This window comes from Dokdonella ginsengisoli (genome assembly GCF_042652785.1).
GTDB lineage: Bacteria > Pseudomonadota > Gammaproteobacteria > Xanthomonadales > Rhodanobacteraceae > Dokdonella_A > Dokdonella_A ginsengisoli.
The window spans coordinates 473,489-493,362 of the sequence record NZ_JBHSHD010000010.1 but is presented as its reverse complement, the minus strand read 5'-3'; the positions used below and the strand labels follow the sequence as shown (position 1 = coordinate 493,362).

Below are 19,874 nucleotides of genomic sequence, written 5' to 3'. Positions count from 1 at the left end.
GCCGCGCCCGCCGTGGCGGCGGGCGCGCAGGTGTCCGTGATTGGCTTGAAGGGGGGCGAGTTTACCGTTCGCGGCCGACGCGTGCTCGGACGACGACTGCGATCGCGAGGGTCTGCCGGAAAGCATTTTTTCTCGCAGAGGCGCAGAGAACGCAGAGGAAAAAGCCGTATTGCTTTCTTTTCTCCGCGTCTCCGCGTCTCCGCGCCTCTGCGAGAAATCTTCTCTACATTCCTACTTCTGCTTCCACGCCCCGCCGGCGTCCTGGTAGTACCAGCCCGGCCTGGCCTGCTGCACCCACTGCTTGGCGAAGCTGGCGCGGATCTGCGGCTCCCAGCCGGGCTGGCCGTTGGCGACCGCGATCTCGCGGTACACGGCCTGGCGGTCGCGGTTCTCGTCGGCGACGGCAGTGTTCAGCGCCGGACGCTCCGGCAGCGGCACCGCGGCCGCGTCGCGCACCGCCACGAGGCCGTCGCGGGTGAAGCCGATCGCGCCGCTGTCGAAGTACTTCGACAGCACCGAACCGAAACGCTGCTGCATGCGCGCCTGGATCGCCTGGATCTGCGGCGTCTGCACGTTGATGTTGGCCTGCTGCTGCGCGTACGCGCTGGGCACGAGGAAGTCGAGCAGCATCGCGCCCGGCGACTTGCCCGGCGGCGGTTGCTGCGGCTCGTTCGCCGGCGGCGTGCCCTGCGCGGGCGTGTCGAGCACCTTGTCGACGAACTGTTCGGCCGCCTTGTCCGCGGCGGCCTCGGGAAAGTAGACGTTGATCGTCACGCAGGCGGCGAGCAAGGCCAGCGCGGTGAAGGTGGCGACTCCGGCGAAAAGCTTTCTCATGACCGCTCCTGGGCTTGTGCGTTCGTCCTTGAACGCGAGGATCAAGAAGCGGCCATCCGTGACCGCACTTGGGTTGTTCCTGTGCGTTCGTCCCTGAACGCGAGAGTCAAGAAGCGGCCATCCATGGCCGCACTTTTCAACTAACGGCCTGCCTTCTTTGCCGGCTTACTTCACTATGGGTCCGTCGCCCTGCATCGACTCGCGCACGCGGCGCACCAGGGTCGGCCAGTCGACGCGGCGGCGGTGGCCGACGACGTCGAGGCGCGGCACGCCCGAGCCTTCGATCATAGTGTAGCGATCGGCCGCCGATTCCGGCGCCACCGCTTGCACCGGCAACGGATCGATGCCGCCCAGCAGGCAGACTTCCTTGGTCAGCCGGCAGCGCAGGCCGAAGCGGCTGTAGCCGAACGTGTCGAAGACTTTCAGCGCCATGGTCTGCAGGTTGCTCGACAGGCCGCCGCCCCCGCCGAGCGCGGTGATGTCGTTGACGGCCTTGTAGCTCAGGCGCCCGCCGCCGTTCGTGCGCAGCCAGGCGTCGAGCGCCACCGGGCTCCAGTCGACCAGGCGCAAGCCGTCGATCGTGCCGAACAGCCGGCCGCTCATGCCGCCGAGCGAGAACGCGCTGGTGAACTGCTCCAGGTCGAAGTTCTCGAAATGGATGTTGGCGCCGAGCGACGGCGCGACCCCGAACGGTCGCTCCAGCGTGAGGCCGCTGACGCCGAGGTGGCCGTCGAACACGTACAGGTCCAGGCCGCCGCGGAATTCGATCGTGTCGCCGGCGAACACGATTTCCGGAATACCGCCCGACAGGTTGCCCGGGAATTTCGGCCATCCGAACGCGGCCGAAATCTGCGGCATGTCCAGGCCGGCGATCGCGAACGAGCCGGCGTAGCGCTCGCCGCGCGGCGAGCGCGGCAGCAGGCTGAGCTTCTCCAGGCGCAGCTTGCCGCCGAGCACCTCCACCTCCAGCGGCTGCGCCAGCACGATCGCACCGCGCTGCGAATCCAGGCGCGCACTCGCCGGCCCGAACGGAATCTTGAACAGCTCGGCGGACTGCCAGGCCAGGGTGGACGCCGGCGCGTCTCCGCGGTATTCCCAGTCGACGCCGCCGTCGATCCGCTCGAAGGCGAAGCGGCCGCCGCCGTCGCGCACGGACACGCCCTGCGCGTCGAAGCCGAACCGCTGCAGGCCGTCGTCGTCGAAGTGCAGCGCGCCGGAAAGGCGGCCGCTGGCGGCGAGTTCGGCGTACCCCTTCGAGGCGAGCCAGCTGCGCGCGTAGCGGTCCAGCGCGCGGTCGAGCCGCGCTTCGCGCAGGTCGACCTGCAGAGCGCGCAGCGGCTTGGCATCGGCCGGCGCGATGCGGCCGCGAGCGCTGAACTCGAGCGTGCCGGCATCGTTCCAGTCGAACGCCTGCAGGTTCAACACCCCGCCGTCCCAGCTCGCGTCCGCGCGCACCTCGACCGGCGTCTGCGGCAGCTTGACGTAGACCGCGCCGGCCAGCGCCTCGCCGCCGAGCAGCTTCGCCTCGAGCTGCGCGCGCGGCGCGTCGTTGGTGCCGGAAACGCGCAGGTTTCCGTCGACACCGACGTGCGCCGCGCCGAGCGAACCGTCGGCGCTGTCGTAACCCAGCCCGCGCAGCGAAAACCGCGACGCGACGCGCTCGCCGTCGCTCGCCAGCGGATGCAGCACCGTCTGCGCCAGCGTCAGCTCGCCGCCCAGCAGCTGGGTGCGCAGCTCGCCGACCAGCCGCAGGACGCCGTCGCGCGACTGCCAGCGTGAATTCGTCGCCGCAACGGACCAGTCGCCCAAACGCAGCGACTTCCAGGCCAGGGCGGCCGGCGCACGCTCGCCGGCGCGAGCCCAGTCGATGCCGCCGCGAATGCCGCGCGCGGCACGGCCGGTACCGTCGTCGACGTCGAGGCCGGGCGTGGTCAGGGCGACGTGCTGCAGACCGTCACGGTCGAGCGCGAACTCGCCGGCCAGCTCGCCCTTCAATGCGAGCTTCGGATATCCCTGCGCCGCCAGCGGCCCGCGCGCATAGCGCTGCAGCGCGAGCGGAAACCTCGCCTGCTGCAGATGCACCTGCAGCGACTGCAACGGCGCCAGTTCGGCCGGCTCGAGCACGCCCTCGGCCTCGAAGACCAAAGCCTCCGCATCGCTCCAGCCGAACTTCGCCACGTCCCAGCGACCGCTCTCGCGCATCACCGCATCCAGGCTCGCCGCGACCGGGGTTTCGGGCAGGACGAGGCGCAGCGCACCCAGACTCAGGCTGCCGCCGCGCAGATCGGCGTTGCCGAGCCAGTGCAGGTCCGCTCCGCCCGGCGTAGCCTGCAGGCGTCCGGCGGCGGCAAGACCGCTGCCGGCCACGGTGCCGTCGCCGCTGTTGAACGACAGGTGCGAGACCTCGTATGTCGCCTCGATGCGGCCGTCTGCTTGCACGTTCGCGACCGCATCGAACAGGCCCTCGCGCAGATCGCCGTTGCGCCAGCTGCGCGCCAGTGGCGCCTTCAGCCAGGCGGCCGGCACCTGTCGGAGGGAAGCCGAATACGGTTGCCCGCCGGCGAACGGCACCGTGACCTCGACCTGCGCACCGTCGCGCCGCAGGCCGAGCACGAGGTCGTCGTCGCCCAGCCGCAGCTCGAGGTCCGCGGTCTGCTCGCCATCCTTGCCGGCGAGCACGACCGGTCCCGCGCAGCGGCGCGCCTGCGCGTCGCGACGAATCTCGCAGGTCCAGTTCAGGCGGCCGGCCAGCGCCAGCCGCGGCGCGGCGAACTCGGCGGCGGCGAGCCGCAGCGATGCGGAAGCGCCGCGCTCCTCGACATCCACGCGCAGTTCGCGCAGCGTCGCTTCCGGGTTGCTGACCTGCGTCGCGGCGAGCGTCAGGGTGCGCGCACCCGCCGTCGTCGTGGCCAGCACGAGCGTGCCGAGCGCGGCGAACATCACGGATTGGCGCGTTGACGAGGCTCGCATCGACGGCCATTCTGCCAGCCATCGCGCCTTCCCTGCTCGCCATGTCCCGACCGCGCATTCTCGTCGCCGACGACAATCCGCTCAGCCTGACCTTCTTCGCGCAAGCGCTGCAGACGCTGGGTTGCACCTGCGAATCCGCGGCGGACGGCGCCCAGGCGCTTGCGCTCGCGCGCGCAGCGGCGTTCGATCTGCTGCTGCTCGACGTGCGCATGCCCGACCTCGGCGGTGCCGAGGCGCTGGCGCTCCTGCGCGCGGAGCCCGGTCCTTCGCAGGCAGCAGTCGCGATCGCGACCACGGCCGCAACGGAACCGCCCGCCGGCCTGCTCGCCGCCGGTTTCGCGCAGATCCTGCACAAGCCGGTCGATCTGGCCGGGTTGCAGCAGGCACTGACGCGCCATCTGCCTCTCCCGGCGGCGGACCACGTCGCGCCTGCGCTCGACGACGCTCAGGCGCTGGCCGCGGCCGGCGGCGATGCGGCGATCGTGGCCGCGCTGCGCGGCCTGCTCGCCGCCGAGCTCGACGCACTGCCGTCGGAAATCGCGGCGATCGACGCCGCGCGCGACGCCGCCGCGCTGCGCGAGCGCCTGCATCGCCTGGACGCGTCGGCGGGTTTCTGCGGTGTGCCGGCCCTGCGCGACACCGGTTCGCGGCTGCGCACCGCGCTCGCGGCCGGGGAATGGCCGCATTCGGAAATCGCCCGGTTCCTGCGCCGCTGCGGCGAAGTGCGCGCCCTGCTGGCCTGATTCAGCCGCGCGGCTCGTTCGAAGCCGGCCGCATCGCCATCGACCAGGCGTTCAGTTCGCCGCCGAGCAGATGCCGCACCGTGGCGCGCACGACGCGGCGCAGCTGCGCCAGCTGCTCGGCGGCCGGGATTTCGTCGCGCGCCAGCGCGAGCAGCGCGGCGCCCCTCACCGCCGGCCAGCGAGTGCCCTCGCGCCAGGCCAGGGCGCCGGAATCCGGATCGTAGGCGTAGTCGGCACCGGCTTCGACCGGCCGCCCGTCGGCCGCCTGCGTCAGCGCCAAGGCGTAACCGAGGTCGGCGAGAAAGTCGCGCTCGAAGCGGCGCAGCGTCCAGGCGGCAGCGGGTTCCTCGGCGAGCCGTGCCAGGCACAGCGCGTAGCTGGCAAACCCTTCCGCATGCGCATCGTTGCGCCCGCTCAGGCGCAGCACCAGTTCATTGACGTAGATCGCCGCGAACAGGGCGTCACCACCCAGAGCGATCGGCGCGCCGGCCGCTTCGGCGGCGGTCAACGTGCCCAGTTCGCCGCGCGCGAACCAGCTCAGCAACAGAGGCTGCAGCGGCTGCAGCAGGCCGCGCGGCAGGCGGCTGCGCTCGCGCCGCACGCCGCGCGCGACCAGGCCGACGCGGCCGTGGTCGCGCGTGTAGGCCTCGATCATCAGCGACGTCTCGCGATACGGCCGCGCGTGCAGGAGGTAGGCCGGCTGCTGGTCGATCTGCACTTGGAGGGCTGAGGGCTGAGGGCTGAGGGCTGGAAGCGTACGCGCTCGCGCGCGCCGTCTTTCAGCCTCGGGCCTGCGTCATTCCGAGTAGCCGAACTGCTTCAGCGCGGCCGCGTCGTCGCTCCACGATTCGCGCACGCGCACCCACAGTTCGAGGAACACGCGACGGTCGAGCACCTGTTCGATCGCGCGGCGCGCGGCACTGCCGATCTTCTTCAGCTGCGCGCCGCCGGCGCCGATCACGATGCCCTTCTGGCCGTCGCGCTCGACCCAGATCACCGCGCCGATGCGGGTCAGGTCGGCGCCGTCCTCGAAGCGCTCGATCTCCACCGTGGTCGCATACGGCAACTCGGCGGCGAGCTGGAGCATCAGCTGTTCGCGGATCAGCTCGCCGACGAGGAAGCGTTCGCTGCGGTCGGTGTATTCGTCCTCGGCGTATTCCGCCTCGCCTTCCGGCAGGCGCGCGACGAGATCGTCGAGCAGCGCCGCCACACCGTCGCCGCGACGCGCCGCGACGAAATGCACGCCGGCATAGGCGCGCTCGCGCGTGACCTCGGCGGCAAACGGCAGCAGCGAGGTCTTGTCGGCGAGCTTGTCGACCTTGTTGATCACGAGCAGGCTCGACGCCGCGCGCGGCGCCACCAGCTGCCAGACGTCCTCATCCTCCTCGCGCCATTTCACGCCGTCGACGACGTGGACGAGCAGGTCGGCTTCCTCGGGCACCTGGCGCGCGACGCGGTTGAGCTGGCGATTCAGCCCGCGCTTGCCGCCCTGATGCAGACCGGGCGTATCGAGGAACGCCACCTGCGCGTCCGCGCGCGTGACCACGCCGAGGATGCGGTGCCGCGTCGTCTGCGGCTTGGGCGTGACGATGCTCAGGCGCGTGCCGAGCAGCGCGTTCAGCAGGGTCGACTTGCCCACGTTGGGGCGGCCGATCAGGGCCACGCGGCCGAAACGGTGCGGATTGACGGCGTCATTCATCGGCAAGGTTCCGCTCCAGTTCGACCAGCGCCTGCTCGGCCGCGAGTTGTTCGGCGGCGCGGCGGCTCGATCCGCTGCCGCGCGTGAGGATGTTCGCACTCTCGATGCGGCAGACCGCCTCGAAAGTGCGCGCGTGTTCTTCGCCCGTGCTGCCGGCCAGCTCGTAGACCGGCAGCGGCAGGTTGCGTGACTGCAGCAGCTCCTGCAGGCGCGTCTTGGCGTCCTTGGGCGTGTTCGCCCCGGCGGCGACGCGCTCGGCGAACAGCCGTCGCACGGTGTCGCGGCAGACCGCCCAGCCGGCGTCGACGTAGATCGCGGCGACCAGCGCCTCGAACGCGTCGGCGAGGATCGATTCGCGGCGAAAACCGCCGCTCTTGAGTTCGCCCGGGCCCAGGCGCAGGCGCTCGCCGATCTCCTCCGCGCGCGCCAGCTCGGCCAGCGCCCCGCCATTGACCAGCGCGGCGCGCAGGCGCGTCATCTCGCCCTCGTCGGCACGCGGATAGCGTTCGTAGACGAGTTCGGCGACGAACAGGTTGAGCAGCGCGTCGCCGAGGAACTCCAGGCGCTCGTTGTTCGCGTGGCCGACGCTGCGATGCGTCAGTGCGCGATCGAGCAGCGCCGCGTCCGCGAACGCATGACCCAGGACTCGCTTAGTCGTCACCGGCACCGCGCAGATTGACCGACTTGTCGAACTTGCCGACCAGATCGATGTTGTAGAGGAACTCCACGCGCTTCTCGTAGGCGATGCGCAGCGTCGCACCGCCGCTCTCGCGCACGAGCTGGATCGCGGACGGCGGCACGCTGGCGGTGTCGACGTACTGCGTGTCGAACTTCAGGCTCAGGTTGCGGCGGATCTCCTCCACCGACTTCTGCGCCGAACCCGGTTCGCCGCGCACCTGCTCCATCGCCTTGACCACGCCGTAGTACTCCACGTACATGGGTATCAGCCGCATCGCGAGATAGGCGAAGAAGCCCAGCACGCCGAGCATGATGACGAATCCGATGAGCGTGATGCCCTTGACCCTTTGCCGACCGACCATGCGCCGTTCCCCCAGCTGAGTTGACCGGGCGCTACTTTATCAGCGTCCCGATGCGGCTGAAGTCGATGCCGTTATCGAAATTCATCCAGATCACGAAGGCGCGGCCGACCAGGTTCTGCTCCGGCACGAAGCCCCAGAAGCGGCTGTCCTGGCTGTTGTCGCGATTGTCGCCCATGGCGAAGTAATGCCCCGGCGGCACCTTCCAGGTTCCCTCGTGCCCGATGAAGGCCTGCGGGAGCTCCATGATGCGGTGCTCCACCGCGCCGAGCTTCTCCAGCTTGACCTGCGCGCCGGCCATGCTGCGGCCGGACTCACCCGGGCCGACGTAGGGACCGAGCCCGGTCTCGGCGATCTCCTCGCCGTTCACGTACAGCACCTTGTTGCGGTAGGTGATCTCGTCGCCGGGCAGGCCGATGACGCGCTTGATGTAGTCCTCCTTCGGATTTTCCGGATAGCGGAAGACGAACACGTCGCCGCGCTTCGGCTCGCCGACGTCGAGGACCTTCTTGTTCAGCACCGGCAGGCGCAGGCCATAGGAGAACTTGTTGACGAGGATGAAATCGCCGACCAGCAGGGTCGGCATCATCGAACCGGACGGGATCTTGAACGGCTCGGCGATGAACGAGCGGAACAGCAGGATCACGAACAGCACGGGAAAGAACGAGCGCGCGTACTCGACCGCGACCGGCTCGCGCAGCGCGTTGCGCGAACGCGCCTCGCGCTCCTCCTGCGACAGCGCCGTCATCGTCTCGAACGCCTGCGCGCGCTGCGCGCGCGCCTTCGCCAGGAACAGGCGGTCGAGCAGCCAGATCACGCCGGAAACGGCGGTCAGCACCACCAGCAGCAATGCAAAATCAAAATCCATCGGGGCTCCTTCGGAGCCGGAATTGGAGATTCGGGATTGGGGATTGGGCAGAGCGGGCTCGCTCCCTGTCCAATCCCCAATCCCGAATCCCGAATCCCGGCTTTTCTATTTGTCCATCTGCAACACGGCCAGGAACGCTTCCTGCGGAATCTCCACGCTGCCGACCTGCTTCATGCGCTTCTTGCCTTCCTTCTGCTTCTCCAGCAGCTTGCGCTTGCGCGTGATGTCGCCGCCGTAGCATTTCGCCAGCACGTTCTTGCGCAGCGCCTTGACCGTCGAGCGCGCGATGACCTGCGCGCCGATCGCCGCCTGGATCGCGACGTCGAACTGCTGGCGCGGAATCAGTTCCTTCATCTTCTCGACCAGCTCGCGGCCACGCCGGTCGGCGCTGGAGCGATGCAGGATCAGGCTCAGGGCGTCGACGCGGTCACCGTTGACGAGCACGTCCACGCGCACCAGCGGCGCGGCCTGGAAGCGCTCGAAGTGGTAGTCCATCGAGGCGTAGCCGCGCGACACCGACTTCAGCTTGTCGAAGAAGTCGAGCACGACCTCGGCCAGCGGCAGCTCGTAGCTGATCTGCACCTGGCTGGCCAGGTAGTGGATCGAGCGCTGCACGCCGCGTTTTTCCTCGCACAGCTTGATCACCGCGCCGATGTGGTCCGGCGGCGTCAGGATGTTGGCGACGATGATCGGCTCGCGGATCTCTTCCACCATCGGGCTCGCCGGCAGCTTGGCCGGGTTGTCCAGCGGCATGACCGTGCCGTCGGTCTTCAGGACCTCGTAGATCACCGTCGGCGCGGTGGTGACGAGGTCCAGGTCGTACTCGCGCTCGAGCCGCTCCTGGATGATCTCCATGTGCAGCAGGCCGAGGAAGCCGCAGCGAAAGCCGAAGCCCATCGCTTCGGACGATTCCGGCTCGAAGGCGAGCGCGGCGTCGTTCAGGCGCAGCTTCTCCAGCGCCTCGCGCAGGTTCGGATAGTCGTCGGCCTCGACCGGGAACAGGCCGGCGAACACGCGCGGCTGCATCTGCTGGAAACCCGGCAGCGGCTTGTCGGCCGGCTTGCCGGCCTGGGTCAGCGTGTCGCCGACCGGGGCGCCGTGAACGTCCTTGATCGACGCGGTGACCCAGCCGACCTCGCCGGCGCGCAGCGCGTCCTTGACCAGGCGCTTGGGCGTGAACACGCCGACCGAATCGACCTCGTGCGTGCGGCCGGTCGACATCACCAGCAGCTTGTCGCGCGGCTTGATCTCGCCCTGCATCACGCGCACCAGCGACACCACGCCGAGGTAGTTGTCGAACCACGAATCGATGATCAGCGCCTGCAGGCGGTCGGTGTCGCGCGGCTTGGGCGGCGGAATGCGCGCGACGATCGCCTCGAGCACCTCGACCACGTTGAGGCCGGTCTTGGCGCTGATCGCGACGGCGTCGGTGGCGTCGATGCCGATGACCGCCTCGATCTCTTCCTTGACCTTGTCCACGTCCGCGGTCGGCAGGTCGATCTTGTTCAGCACCGGAACCACTTCCAGGCCCATCTCGACGGCCGTGTAGCAGTTCGCCACCGACTGCGCCTCGACGCCCTGCGCCGCATCGACGACCAGCAGCGCTCCCTCGCAGGCGGCGAGCGAACGGCTGACCTCGTAGGAAAAGTCGACGTGACCGGGCGTGTCGATGAAGTTGAGCTGGTAGGTCTGACCGTCGCGCGCGGTGTACGGCAACGACACCGACTGCGCCTTGATCGTGATGCCGCGTTCGCGCTCGATCGGATTGTTGTCGAGCACCTGCGCTTCCATTTCGCGCGCGGTCAAGCCTCCGCAGAGCTGGATGATGCGGTCGGCAAGCGTGGATTTGCCGTGATCGACGTGGGCGATGATCGAGAAATTGCGGATGTGAAGCATCGGGTCTGCGGGGCCCAGGGACGAGCGGTCGGCACAATCGGAGGATTATCGCAGAATCGGCGCCCGATAGGCGTCCGGACCGGGAGAGCACGGGAGGCGCGGCCGCGGAAGGCCGCTCACGACCGCTCTCCGGCACGCCGCACACGCCCATTCCCTGCCCGACCCGATGCCGGCGTCTGTGCCCGCCCAAGGAAAACGGGGCCTTGCGGCCCCGTTCTCGCCTACCGTTGCGGATGCCGGATCACTCGGCCTTCGGCTTGGGCACCGTCACCGCCAGGAACTGCGTCTGCTCGCCGCGCCGGGCCAGCAGCATGACCGAATCGCCGGGCTTGGCATCCTTCGTCGCCGCATTGAAATCGGCGACGGACTTCACCGCCTTGCGGCCGACCATCAGGACCACGTCCCCCGGCGCGAGGCCGGAGCGGCGCGCGCCGGCGCCGGTGATGCGCGTGACGACGACGCCCTCGTCGCTGCTCATGCCCAGCTGCTTGCGCTGCTCGGCGCTGAGCTCCTCGACGACGATGCCGAGCGGATTGCTGGCGGCGGCACCTTCGCCGCGCGCGCTCGCCAGCGCCTTGCCGTCAGCCGGCTGCTCGCCGACCGTGACCGGAATCGCCAGCGTCTTGCCGTCGCGCCAGATGCTCAGATCGGCCTTCGTGCCCGGCTTGGTCGACCCGACCAGCGGCGGCAGGTCGGCCGAGGTCACGATGTCGTGACCGGCGAAGGAGAGGATCACGTCGCCCAGCTGCACGCCGCCCTTGTCCGCAGCACTTCCCGGCGTGACCTGATTGACCAGCGCGCCGCCGCTGCGCGGCAAGCCGAGCGCCTTGGCCTGGTCGCGGTCGACGTTCTGGATCTGCACGCCGATCATGCCGCGCGTGACGCGGCCATGCGTCTTGATCTGCTCGACCGCGGTCATCGCGATGTCGATCGGAATGGCGAACGACACGCCCATGAAGCCGCCGGTGTTGGAGAAGATCTGCGAATTGACGCCGACGACTTGACCGGCCAGGTTGAACAGCGGACCGCCGGAATTGCCGCGGTTGATCGGCACGTCGGTCTGGATGAAGGGCACGTACTGCTGATCCGCGCCGCCGAAATTGCGTCCGACCGCGCTGACGATGCCGGCAGTGACCGAATGATCGAAGCCGAACGGCGAACCGATCGCGACCATCCACTGGCCCGCCTTCACCGCCTTCGAGTCACCGATGCTGACCGCCGGCAGGCCGCTGGCCTCGATCTTCAGCAGGGCGATGTCGTACTGCGCGTCGGCGCCGACGACCTTGGCGTCCAGCTCGCGACGGTCCGACAGGCGCACCGTCACGTTGTCGGCGCCGTCGACGACGTGGTTGTTGGTCAGCACGTAGCCGTCGGGCGAGATGATGAATCCCGAACCCATCGACAGGCGTTCGCCGCCGCGCGGCCGCGGCATCGGGCCGAAGAAACGGCGGAAGATTTCCGGCACCTCCTGCGCATCGGGGCCCTGGTCCTGGTCGGACTGGGCGTCCGGATTGCCGCTCGCCTGGACGTTGACGACCGCCGGACCGTACTTCTCGACCAGGCCGGTGAAGTCCGGCAGATCCGCGGCGGTGGCCGGCGCGGCGATCACACACACCGCCAGCGCCGCACAGAACCAGCGGGAGAGCGCCCCGCTCCTCACATACGTCATGACACTACCTCTTGTTTCCCTGGTTGGATGAAGCGGCCGCCGCACGAAGGCGGCGATCCGATTGCGCGCTTTGATGAATGCCCGTCGCGCAAAGTTCCGGCAATGCCCGGGCGCATTCTGCGTCATTTCAGGCAGGCTTCAGGCGGATTACGACGCCGCCGGCTGCACCGAGCGGGCGATGCGCTGCACCGTCGCGCGCGGCACGTCGCCGAGCACGGTGATCTTCCAGTCGCCGTCGATGCGCGAATAGATGTTGAGCACGCCGCGGGTCAGGACGCCGTCCGGCCCGTCCGGCTGGCGCGGATCGCGCGGCTCGACGTAGACCGACACGTTGGCGACGCCGTCACTGTAGACGTGATGCTCGGCCTGGGTCGGCGCCAGCGTCGGCCGCTGACCGCGCAGATAGGCGAACCCCGGTGGCGCATCGGCGACGCGCCAGCGCGGCGGCGCGGACAACGGCACCTCGTCGGGCGCGCTGCCGACGCCGACGTTCGCGCTCGGCGCGAGATCGCTGGACTTGGGCTTGGCGTTGATGTCCAGCGAGACGAACATGAACTGCTCGAGCATGCGTCGACTCGAGTCGATCACCGCCGAACGCAGCGGCAGGCTGGAATCGGCTTCCAGCCACAGACGGTAGCCGTAGCGGTAGCCGTCGCGCGGAAGGATGTCGACGACGCGCGCGCGATAGCCGGCCACGCGTTCCTCGCCGGCGAACTGGACGGCGTAGAGCTTGGAGAAACCGCTGCCACCGGTATCCGGGACCAGCGGCAGCAGGCGCGAGCCGATCCGGTTCGGGAACAGCACGGCCGGCCGGTCGGCCTGCACGCAGGTGATCAGGTTGCCGTCGCGCACCACTTCGCTGCGCGGGCCGCTCAGGCTGACCAGCCGCTCGCGTTCGCGCGCGCCGCCTTCGTGGAACAGGCGCAGCGCGTCGATTTCACCGTTGTGCTCGTAGACGAAGGATCCCTGGTAGTCGAGCGTGCGCAAGGACGTCGACATCGAGCGCAGCAGGTTTCCGGCGACGTCGTCCTGCGCCTGCGCCGACGCGGCCGCCGTGCCGGCGGCGACGATCAGCGCGAGCCGGCGGACGGCCCGCGCGAATCGGGCGCGGGGCGATGCGGGTGCGGAGGCGCGCTGCGAGCGCTGCCCGGCCGCCGGATCTTCGAGACGAGATTGCGCGTTGCCGCCGAAGGTCTGGCGCATCGAATCAGCGATTCTGCGGAACCGGTTCGGTCGTCGCGGGCTGCGCCGCCTCGCGCTGCGGCGCGGCGAGCAGGACGTACGGCACCAGGGCCGTCTGTCCGGACGCTCCGGCGGTCTGGTAGTGGCGGATCAGGTAGGACTGCATGCGCGGGTCGACCGCGATCGGCTGCGTCAGGTCGCTGCCGAAGCTGACCGGTGCGGTCTCGATCGGCGCGTTCGGTGCCAGCAGCGGCGGCCGGAAGCCGGCGGAAGGCTGCACCGCGTTCGCCGCGACGGGCGCGACGGCGATCGGTGCCGCACCGCCCGGCTGCGATACGGCAGGCGCCGTGCCGCGCGAAGCCACAGCCGGCCGGTCGGGCCCCGCGGTCTGCGGCTGCGTCACCATCAGTGCGGCGACCGCGACCGACGCCGCGATCGCACCGCCGGCACCCCAGCGCAGCCAGACCGGCTGCGAGCGCGCCTGCGCGGCGGGTTCGACCTCGATCCGGCTCATCACGCGGTCGGCGAAGTCGGCCGGAAGCACGAAGACCTCCTGGCGGCGCAGGGTCTGGCGCGCAACGTGGTAGCGCGACCAGCGCTGCGGGAGGTCTGCGTCGGTCAGCACGCGCTTGAGCAGGAAGCGCGTCTGGTCGCGCTCCAGCTCGCCGTCCATCAGAGCCGACAGTTGTTCGTTGATCGTCTGGTTCATGGCGTCTTCTTTCCTTCCGACAACAGCGGGCGCAACTGCTCGTCGATCGCCTCGCGGGCGCGGAAGATGCGAGACCTGACCGTTCCGATCGGGCAGTTCATCGTTTCCGCGATTTCTTCGTAGCTCAATCCGTCCACTTCGCGCAGGGTGATGGCGGTTTTCAGCTCTTCCGGCAGGGCTTCGACCGTGGCGAACACGGTTCGTTCAATTTCCTGACGCATGAGTTCGCGCTCGGGGGTGGCGGACTCGTGCAGGCGCGTGGCGCCGTCGAACAGGACCGCGTCCTCGATCGCCACGTCCTCGGTCGGCGGGCGACGGCCCTGCGAGACCAGGTAGTTCTTGGCCGTGTTGATCGCGATCTTGTACATCCAGGTGTAGAACTGGGCGTCTCCGCGGAACGAGCCGATCGCGCGATACGCGCGCACGAACGCCTCCTGGGCGACGTCCTGGCACTCGCTCCAGTCGTTGACGTAGCGGGAGATGACGCTGACCAATTTGTGCTGGTACTTCCTGACCAAGAGGTCGAACGCGCGCTTGTCGCCGTTCTGAACGCGCTCGACCAGCGCCTGATCCACGTCGCTTTCGCCCATCCGGGCCGTTCTCCTTCGGTGCCGACTCGGTCAGGCATGCCTGCTTGACCGCGGCCGGAGCAAATAGTTTCTTCGACCGCCCCGAGATGAGGTCGCGGCCGGCCCGGCTCAACCGGGCGCCGAGGGCGCCCGGGCCCGTCCCCCGAGCAGCCGCTCGCGTTCCTGCAGGAGGTTCTCGAAGCTGACCGCCGGAATCGGCCGGCAGAACAGGAACCCCTGCACCACCTCGCAGCCCTGCTCGCGCAGGAAATCCAGATGCTGCTCGATCTCGACGCCTTCCGCAACGACCTCGCGGTTGAGATTGTGCGCCATCACGATCGTCGCCTGCACGATCGCCTCGTCGTCCGGGTCGATGCCGATGTTGCGCACGAAGGCCTGGTCGATCTTGATGCGGTCGGCGGGAAAGCGCCGGATATAGTCGAGCGAGGATTGCCCGGTGCCGAAATCGTCGATCGAGATCGCGCAGCCGAGCTCGCGCAGCGCGTGCAGGGTCTCCAGCAGGCGCGGGATCGTCTTCATGCTGATGCTCTCGGTCACCTCGAGATCGAGCAGGCGCGGATCCAGGCCGGTTTCCTCGAGCACCGCCTCGACCAGGCTCACCAGATTCGGCTGGCGCAGCTGCAGCGCGGACAGGTTCACGCTGACGCGCAGCGGAAGGTCGAAGCGCTGCTGCCAGCGGCGCGCGTCGCGGCAGGCCGCGCGCAGCACCCATTCGCCGATCGTGATGATCAGGCCCGATTCCTCCGCCAGCGGCACGAAGAAGCCCGGGCTGATCATGCCCAGCTCGGGATGCTCCCAGCGGATCAGCGCCTCCATGCCGACGATGTCCTCCGTGTGCCCGTCGATCTGCGGCTGGTAGAACACGCGCAGCTCGCCGTTCTTCTCGGCCTGGCGCAGCTTCGCCTCGAGGGCGAGGCGCTGCTGGTGCGACTCCTCCGGCACCGCCACGTAGGCCTGGAAGTTGTTGCGCCCCATTCCCTTGGCCGAATACATCGCGATGTCGGCGTACTTCAGCAGCCGCTCCACGTCGGTGGCATCGTCCGGATAGAAACTGAGGCCGAGCGAGGCCGTGATGCTCAGCTCCAGACCGCCGGCCAGCGAGAGCGGCGCCTCCATCGCGCGCACGATCTTCTCGGCGATGCGCTCGACGTCCTCGCGCTGCACGATGTGACGCAGGATCAGGGTGAACTCGTCGCCGGCATAGCGCGCGACGGTGTCCGACGCGCGCACGCTCGCGCGCAGGCGCTTGGCCACCGCGACCAGCACCTGGTCGCCGACCGGATGGCCGAGCGAGTCGTTGATCGTCTTGAAGCGGTCCAGGTCGACGAAGACCACCGCGAACATCTCGCTGCTGCGGTGCGCCTCGTTGATCGCCGAACTCAGGCGGTCGTTGAACAGCAGCCGGTTCGGCAGCCCGGTCAGTGGATCCATCAGGCCGGTTACGCGGCCCTGCTCGCGCGCGCGGCGCAGCTCCAGCCCGACCGCCAGCGCGTGCGCGAACACGCGCAGACCCTCGACCGCCGCGTCGTCCGCTTCCAGCGCCTCGCGCCGCGCGACCACCAGTGCGCCGAGCACGGTGCGGCGTTCGCCGATCAGGGGCAGCCCGATCAGGCACTCGAAGCGCCGCTCGTGCACAAAGGCGTCGTCGGCGGCGCCGCGCCACGCGTCGGCGATCTGGACCAGCTCGCGGCCGGCGAGCACGCGCCGCAGACTCGGCTGCAGCAGCGGATCGGGCGTGCCCTCGGCGAGGCCGAAGCGGTGGAAGGTCATCAGCGGCTGGATCTCGCCGACGTGCTCGGGCAGGGCCTCGACCAGGACCAGGAAGTCCAGCGCCAGCCAGTCGATGATCGCCTGCGCCGCGGCGTCCGGATCGGCATCTTCGCTGGACGCGAGCCGGCCGAGCGCGTGCAGCGCCTGCTGGTAGCGGCCCAGTTCGCCGAGTTCGCGGAACAGGTAGAAGTGCACGAGGCGGCCGTCCTGCACCGCCAGGCGCGCGTGCAGCTCGACCGCATAGGTGGTGCCGTCCGCGCGCGGCTTGCGGCCGCGCAGCTGCAAGACGCCCTCGCGCGCCAGCGCGGCGCTGGTTTCGGCACGGCGCTCCGTCGACAGCGCGACGTCGAAGCTGTCGATGCCGCCGGCGAGCAGTTGCGCACGCGGATAACCCGAGCGCTGCACGAAGACGGTATTGACGTCGAGGATGCGGCCGCTGGCCGGATCGACGACGGCGAGTTCGTCCAGACTGCCGTCGAAGGCGAACTGGTAGCGGTCGACCGTACCGGGCGTGCCGGCCGGCGCGCGCTTGCCGCGTCCGGTCATCGCCACGCGGATGCGGTGGCGCGCGTCGTCGGCCACCGCCGGCAGGGCGATCCAGTCCACCACGCCCGGGGGTTCGCCGCCGCGGCGCCAGCGCAGGGTTCCGGGCGGTCCGCCGATCAGGCCGATGACCGGCACCGGCGCGCCCGGCCGGTACTGGCGCAGTTCGCCGCAGAACGCGAGCGAGTCGATCGCCTCGCCGCGGAATTCGAGCAGGACCAGGTCGATCTGCGGGTCCTGCTCGAGGAAGCCGCGCGCCTGGGCGAGGTCGCGCGCCGAGTAGATCGCGTCGAAGCCCTGCGCGTCGAGCGCGTCGAACAGGAGGCGGCGGTCCTCGCGGTCGCTCGCGACCACCAGCACGGCGCCGCTGTCGTCGGCGACCGTCACTCGACCCAGCGTCCGTCGCGCAGCTTGAGCCGGGGCTGCTCGCGGTTCGCGGCCGTGATCCGCTCGAACATCCCGTCCAGTTCCTCGGGCAGCTCGAAGTCGCTGCCGACGAAGACCAGTTTGCGCTCGTTGACGGTCTGCATGCGCGAAATGCGTCGCAGCAGCACGGTATCGGCCGGACGCAGGTGCTCGGCGAAGTCGACGAACAGGTAGACGCCGAAATGCATGCTCTGCAGCACGTAGCGCAGAGCGTCGGCGATGCGCTTGGAGCCGGGCACGTGCAGGCCGCTCTCGCGCAGCGAATCGATGCCGCCGTCCGGGTCCCAGACGTAGATCGAGGTGCCGCCGCGCATCGCCAGCACGCGCATCTGCGCCAGCATCTCGGCGACGTTGGGAGTGTCCAGCGCGATCAGATGCTGCGGCGACCGCACGATGCGGTCGAGCAGCTTCTGGGCCACCGGCGATTCGGCCTGCTTGTCGAGCACCTGCGTTCCCCTGGCAGCGTTCCCCGCGGAAAGGCCTTCCCACCTTCCTGCGGCCCGGCGAGCCCGCGACGCGCCCACCGTCGCCGGCACGGCGGCTCGCGCCGCCGCCCGGTGAATGATTTCGTGCCGTATTGCGCCGGCAGCGGCTTCCCGACCGCCGCCGGCGCACGCATTGACCCGGCGCACGGCTAGCCGGGATTATAGCCATCCCCTCGCCGCTTCCCGGAGCCGGTCATGTTCGAAGGCCTGCGTTTCCAGCACTGGCACCCCGCACGCGACGACGACGGCATCGTGGTGCTCGCACTGAACCGCGCCGGCAGTTCGGTCAACGCCCTGTCGCGCGCCGTACTCGACGAGCTCTCCGAGATCGTCGAGCGCCTGACGTTCGAGCCGCCCAAGGGCGTCGTCATCCGCTCGAGCAAGTCGGCTGGCTTCGTCGTCGGCGCCGACCTGAAGGAGTTCGCCGGCTACGAGGCCAGCGGCGGCGTGCTCGACGCGATCGAGAACGGCCAGCGCGTGTTGCAGAGACTGGCACGCCTGCCGTGCCCGACGGTGGCCGCGATCCACGGCGCCTGCATGGGCGGCGGCACCGAAATGGCGCTGGCCTGCCGCTATCGCGTCGCTTCGCGCGATCCGTCCACGCGCATCGGCCTGCCCGAGGTCAAGCTCGGCATCTTCCCCGGCTGGGGCGGCAGCGCGCGCCTGCCGCGCCTGATCGGCGCGCCGGCCGCGCTGGAACTGATGCTGACCGGCCGCGCCGCCTCGGCCGAAAACGCCAAGGCGATCGGCCTGGTCGACGCACTCAGCTCGCCGGAACTGCTGGTGGAGACGGCGAAGGAACTGATCCGCCATCCGCGCACGCGCCCGTTCGCGCAGCGCGCGACTGCCTGGGCGACCAACACCTGGCCGGCACAGCAGATCCTGGCGCCGATGCTGGTCAAGCAGACCGCGGCGAAGGTGCGCAAGGAACACTACCCGGCCCCGTTTGCGCTGATCGAGACCTGGCGCCGCGGCGGTTCGAGCGTGACGCAGCGGCTGAAGCTGGAGGCGCGCGGCGTGGCCAAGCTCGCCACGACGCCGACCGCACGCAACCTGATCCGCGTGTTCTTCCTGCAGGAGCGCTTGAAGAGCCTCGCCGGCGGCGCCGAGCACGGCGTCAAGCACGTGCATGTCGTCGGCGCCGGCGTGATGGGCGGCGACATCGCCGCCTGGTGCGCGCTGCGCGGCTTCGACGTGACCTTGCAGGATCGCGAGATGAAATACGTGCAGCCGGCGCTGGATCGCGCCAAGGAGCTGTTCGCGAAGAAGCTGAAGACGCCCGAGCGCATCGACCCGGCGCTGGCGCGGCTGAAGGCCGACGTCGAAGGCGGCGGCATCGCCTCCGCCGACCTCCTGATCGAGGCGATCTTCGAGAACGCCGAGGCGAAGGAGGCGCTGTACCGCGCCGACGAGCCGAAGCTGAAGGCCGACGCCCTGCTGGCGACCAACACCTCGAGCATTCCGCTCGACGAGCTGCGCCGGGCGGTCGCCGCGCCCGGCCGTTTCCTCGGCCTGCACTACTTCAATCCGGTGGCGCTGATGCCGCTGATCGAGATCGTGCGCCACGACGACCTCGATGCGGCCAACGAGAAGCGCGCACTCGCCTTCTGCAAGGCGCTGGACAAGCTGCCGGTGCCGGTCAAGGGCACGCCGGGCTTCCTCGTCAACCGCATCCTGATGCCGTACATGCTGGAAGCCGCGCGCGCCTACGGCGAAGGCATTCCCGGCCCGGTCATCGACAAGGCGGCGAAGAAGTTCGGCATGCCGATGGGGCCGATCGAACTGATCGACACGGTCGGCCTCGACGTCGCCGCCTCAGTCGGCAAGGAACTCGGGCCGTTCCTCGGCCTGGACATCCCGCCGACCCTCGCCGAGCGCGTCGAAAACGGCAAGCGCGGCAAGAAGGACGGCGAAGGACTCTACGTCTGGAAGGACGGCAAGCCGCAGAAGCCCGAGGTCGATCCGAACTACGTCGCCCCGGACGACCTCGAGGACCGCCTGCTGCTGCCGATGTTGAACGAGGCCGTCGCCTGCCTGCACGACCGCGTCGTCGACGACGCCGACCTGCTCGACGCCGGCGTCATCTTCGGCACCGGCTTCGCCCCGTTCCGCGGCGGCCCGATCCAGCACGTGCGCGACACCGGCCCCGACGTGCTGAAGGCGAAGCTCGAAGCGCTGGCGCAGAAGTACGGCGAGCGCTTCAAGCCACGGCCGGGCTGGGACGACGCCGTGCTCGCCGGCGGGGCGGTGGGCGCGAAGGCTGCGGCCTAGGAAGGATCGAAGCCGTCGGCGAAGGTCTTCTCGTCGGCGGGCCGGGGGCGGGTGCGTGGCGTCGGAAAAAGCGCATGAGCGCCCACTTCGTTCGAGGGCGCGTGACAAGCCGTCCCTGGCGCTCTCCCGTTCGGCATCCTGCCTCACCCTCGGCCGCCGGAGGGCGGCCTCGACCGCTCGGC

The 19,874-nt window shown here is 69.6% G+C and carries 16 protein-coding genes; 2 read left to right on the top strand and 14 right to left on the bottom strand.

The genetic code is table 11. The annotated features are described in order from the left end of the window. Positions 1-231: 231 nt before the first annotated feature. Positions 232-834: a YdbL family probable chaperone protein gene (locus ACFO6Q_RS14415; RefSeq protein ID WP_380021803.1), complete on the bottom strand. Its 603-nt coding sequence runs from the start codon at positions 832-834 to the stop codon at positions 232-234. Positions 835-999: 165 nt separating this feature from the next. Beyond that, positions 1,000-3,804, bottom strand: coding sequence for a translocation/assembly module TamB domain-containing protein (locus ACFO6Q_RS14410; protein ID WP_380021802.1), 2,805 nt, complete (start codon positions 3,802-3,804; stop codon positions 1,000-1,002). Between the two features lie 41 nt (positions 3,805-3,845). Here ACFO6Q_RS14410 and ACFO6Q_RS14405 point away from each other — a divergent pair, with 41 nt between their 5' ends. Continuing rightward, positions 3,846-4,547, top strand: coding sequence for a response regulator (locus ACFO6Q_RS14405; protein ID WP_380021801.1), 702 nt, complete (start codon positions 3,846-3,848; stop codon positions 4,545-4,547). 1 nt (position 4,548) lies between these two features. Here the strand turns inward: ACFO6Q_RS14405 and recO are convergent, their stop codons facing one another. The 12 genes from recO to ACFO6Q_RS14345 all read right to left on the bottom strand — a co-directional run bounded on the left by recO (position 4,549) and on the right by ACFO6Q_RS14345 (position 17,382). Continuing rightward, on the bottom strand, positions 4,549-5,265 hold the full coding sequence (gene recO, locus ACFO6Q_RS14400) for a DNA repair protein RecO (protein ID WP_380021800.1): 717 nt from the start codon (positions 5,263-5,265) through the stop codon (positions 4,549-4,551). Positions 5,266-5,343: 78 nt separating this feature from the next. Then, complete coding sequence (era, locus tag ACFO6Q_RS14395; RefSeq protein ID WP_380021799.1) at positions 5,344-6,246, bottom strand: GTPase Era; 903 nt, start codon at positions 6,244-6,246, stop codon at positions 5,344-5,346. After that, on the bottom strand, positions 6,239-6,907 hold the full coding sequence (gene rnc / locus ACFO6Q_RS14390) for a ribonuclease III (RefSeq protein ID WP_380021798.1): 669 nt from the start codon (positions 6,905-6,907) through the stop codon (positions 6,239-6,241). The genes era and rnc overlap by 8 nt, the downstream gene beginning before the upstream one ends. Continuing rightward, positions 6,897-7,286 carry a DUF4845 domain-containing protein gene (locus ACFO6Q_RS14385; protein ID WP_380021797.1) on the bottom strand — a complete coding sequence of 130 codons (390 nt, stop codon included), beginning with the start codon at positions 7,284-7,286 and terminating at the stop codon, positions 6,897-6,899. The genes rnc and ACFO6Q_RS14385 overlap by 11 nt, the downstream gene beginning before the upstream one ends. Positions 7,287-7,317: 31 nt before the next feature. Then, a complete protein-coding gene (lepB, locus tag ACFO6Q_RS14380) occupies positions 7,318-8,151 on the bottom strand; it encodes a signal peptidase I (RefSeq protein WP_380021796.1) in 834 nt (277 codons plus the stop codon). Positions 8,152-8,256: 105 nt separating this feature from the next. Further along, on the bottom strand, positions 8,257-10,047 hold the full coding sequence (gene lepA / locus ACFO6Q_RS14375) for a translation elongation factor 4 (RefSeq protein ID WP_380021795.1): 1,791 nt from the start codon (positions 10,045-10,047) through the stop codon (positions 8,257-8,259). Between the two features lie 241 nt (positions 10,048-10,288). After that, positions 10,289-11,716, bottom strand: coding sequence for a DegQ family serine endoprotease (locus ACFO6Q_RS14370; RefSeq protein ID WP_380021794.1), 1,428 nt, complete (start codon positions 11,714-11,716; stop codon positions 10,289-10,291). A gap of 147 nt (positions 11,717-11,863) precedes the next feature. Beyond that, positions 11,864-12,919, bottom strand: coding sequence for a MucB/RseB C-terminal domain-containing protein (locus tag ACFO6Q_RS14365; protein WP_380021793.1), 1,056 nt, complete (start codon positions 12,917-12,919; stop codon positions 11,864-11,866). A 4-nt stretch (positions 12,920-12,923) separates the two neighbouring features. Then, positions 12,924-13,607, bottom strand: coding sequence for a sigma-E factor negative regulatory protein (locus ACFO6Q_RS14360; protein ID WP_380021792.1), 684 nt, complete (start codon positions 13,605-13,607; stop codon positions 12,924-12,926). Further along, positions 13,604-14,197, bottom strand: a complete 594-nt coding sequence (gene rpoE / locus ACFO6Q_RS14355) for an RNA polymerase sigma factor RpoE (protein ID WP_380021791.1) — start codon at positions 14,195-14,197, stop codon at positions 13,604-13,606. The genes ACFO6Q_RS14360 and rpoE overlap by 4 nt, the downstream gene beginning before the upstream one ends. Before the next feature lie 108 nt (positions 14,198-14,305). Further along, positions 14,306-16,897: an EAL domain-containing protein gene (locus ACFO6Q_RS14350; RefSeq protein WP_380021790.1), complete on the bottom strand. Its 2,592-nt coding sequence runs from the start codon at positions 16,895-16,897 to the stop codon at positions 14,306-14,308. Further along, positions 16,894-17,382: a hypothetical protein gene (locus ACFO6Q_RS14345; RefSeq protein ID WP_380021789.1), complete on the bottom strand. Its 489-nt coding sequence runs from the start codon at positions 17,380-17,382 to the stop codon at positions 16,894-16,896. Before ACFO6Q_RS14345 ends, ACFO6Q_RS14350 begins: the two co-directional genes overlap by 4 nt. Positions 17,383-17,616: 234 nt before the next feature. Between ACFO6Q_RS14345 and ACFO6Q_RS14340 the strand changes: the two genes are divergently transcribed. Then, the gene (locus ACFO6Q_RS14340) at positions 17,617-19,692 is read left to right on the top strand and encodes a 3-hydroxyacyl-CoA dehydrogenase NAD-binding domain-containing protein (protein ID WP_380021788.1); all 2,076 of its coding nucleotides are present in this window, start codon (positions 17,617-17,619) and stop codon (positions 19,690-19,692) included. Positions 19,693-19,874: the final 182 nt, after the last annotated feature.

Bases quoted from the DNA above. Each gene is read 5' to 3' on its own strand.
- ACFO6Q_RS14405 (WP_380021801.1), top strand. From the start codon at position 3,846: ATGTCCCGACCGCGCATTCTCGTCGCCGACGACAATCCGCTCAGCCTG.
- era (WP_380021799.1), bottom strand. From the start codon at position 6,246: ATGAATGACGCCGTCAATCCGCACCGTTTCGGCCGCGTGGCCCTGATC.
- rpoE (WP_380021791.1), bottom strand. From the start codon at position 14,197: ATGGGCGAAAGCGACGTGGATCAGGCGCTGGTCGAGCGCGTTCAGAAC.
- ACFO6Q_RS14365 (WP_380021793.1), bottom strand. From the start codon at position 12,919: ATGCGCCAGACCTTCGGCGGCAACGCGCAATCTCGTCTCGAAGATCCG.
- ACFO6Q_RS14360 (WP_380021792.1), bottom strand. From the start codon at position 13,607: ATGAACCAGACGATCAACGAACAACTGTCGGCTCTGATGGACGGCGAG.
- ACFO6Q_RS14385 (WP_380021797.1), bottom strand. From the start codon at position 7,286: ATGGTCGGTCGGCAAAGGGTCAAGGGCATCACGCTCATCGGATTCGTC.
- ACFO6Q_RS14370 (WP_380021794.1), bottom strand. From the start codon at position 11,716: ATGACGTATGTGAGGAGCGGGGCGCTCTCCCGCTGGTTCTGTGCGGCG.
- ACFO6Q_RS14340 (WP_380021788.1), top strand. From the start codon at position 17,617: ATGTTCGAAGGCCTGCGTTTCCAGCACTGGCACCCCGCACGCGACGAC.
- ACFO6Q_RS14415 (WP_380021803.1), bottom strand. From the start codon at position 834: ATGAGAAAGCTTTTCGCCGGAGTCGCCACCTTCACCGCGCTGGCCTTG.
- lepA (WP_380021795.1), bottom strand. From the start codon at position 10,047: ATGCTTCACATCCGCAATTTCTCGATCATCGCCCACGTCGATCACGGC.
- ACFO6Q_RS14410 (WP_380021802.1), bottom strand. From the start codon at position 3,804: ATGCGAGCCTCGTCAACGCGCCAATCCGTGATGTTCGCCGCGCTCGGC.
- lepB (WP_380021796.1), bottom strand. From the start codon at position 8,151: ATGGATTTTGATTTTGCATTGCTGCTGGTGGTGCTGACCGCCGTTTCC.